The sequence below is a fragment of the Actinophytocola sediminis genome (assembly GCF_054779715.1).
Window position 1 is genome coordinate 1 of sequence record NZ_BAAGXS010000119.1, and the last position, 594, is coordinate 594.

General features: G+C 67.7%; 1 protein-coding gene and 1 pseudogene. Both read right to left on the reverse strand.

What is annotated here, in order from left to right; genetic code table 11:
* Positions 1-223: pseudogene (locus ACYVIP_RS44570) on the reverse strand (IS3 family transposase); the annotation flags it as partial.
* Positions 220-528 carry a transposase gene (locus tag ACYVIP_RS44575; RefSeq protein WP_460407290.1) on the reverse strand — a complete coding sequence of 103 codons (309 nt, stop codon included), beginning with the start codon at positions 526-528 and terminating at the stop codon, positions 220-222. The pseudogene ACYVIP_RS44570 and the gene ACYVIP_RS44575, both read right to left, overlap by 4 nt.
* Between the last annotated feature and the right edge of the window lie 66 nt (positions 529-594).

Here is a 594-nt window from a genome sequence, read left to right on the forward strand (position 1 = left end):
CCGCCATCGACAGGCCGGCGTCGCGGGCTTCGTCGGCCAGGAATCGGTAGCCGAACTCCGGATCGTCGCGGTGCGCGTCGAACAACGCGTCCGCCCGATACGCCTCGGCCAATTCGGCGTCGGTGACCGGGCGGGCACGCCACCGGTAGTAGGGCTGTCGAGCGATGTTCAAGACCCGGCACGTCACCGCGATGGGAATCCCGTCCGCGGCCAGCTCGTTCACGAGCGGGTAGAGCCTTTTCCCGGCAGGTTCGCCTGCGAGAGATACGCCGTCGCGCGGCGCAGGACCTCGTTCTCCTGCTCCAGCAGCTTGATCCGCTTACGGGCCTCACGCAGCTCCGCCGACTCGGCCCGGCTCGCACCGGGCTTGGCGCCTTCCTCGATCTCGGCCTGGCGCAGCCACTTGAACAAGGTCATCGGGTGAACCCCGAAGTCCTTGGCGACCTGCTCGACCGTCACACCGGGCTCGCGGTCACGAGCGACCCGCACGACATCGTCGCGGAACTCCTGGGGGTAGGGCTTCGGCACAGCGACATCCTCCCAGCTCACCACACGGGCAAGCCAACTCAGATGTCACCTACTCGTGCAGCAGAC